Here is a 263-nt window from a genome sequence, read left to right as displayed (position 1 = left end):
TCCTTGAGGGCTTCGACTACGGCGTCGGCATCCTGGTGCCTTTTCTCGGCAAGACGGACGACGAGCGCAGGCTTCTCATCAACACCATCGGGCCGTTCTGGGATGCGAACGAGGTGTGGTTCATCACGGCGGGCGGCGCGATGTTCGCCGCCTTCCCGGGGTGGTATGCCACGCTGTTCAGCGGATTTTACATGGCGCTCTTTCTGCTCCTCGTGGCGCTCATCGGGCGCGGCGTGGCGTTCGAATTCCGCAGCAAGGTGGAA

Annotated in this window: 1 protein-coding gene; it reads left to right on the top strand. The window is 62.7% G+C overall.

Going from position 1 to position 263, the window contains the following annotated elements; translation table 11 throughout:
* On the top strand, window positions 1-263 hold a 263-nt coding region (gene cydB / locus J3482_RS20525; protein ID WP_206923134.1), incomplete at both ends, for a cytochrome d ubiquinol oxidase subunit II.

The sequence above is a fragment of the Alicyclobacillus suci genome, from assembly GCF_017329615.1.
Classification (GTDB): Bacteria; Bacillota; Bacilli; order Alicyclobacillales; family Alicyclobacillaceae; genus Alicyclobacillus; species Alicyclobacillus suci.
This window is presented reverse-complemented; position numbering and strand designations above follow the sequence as displayed.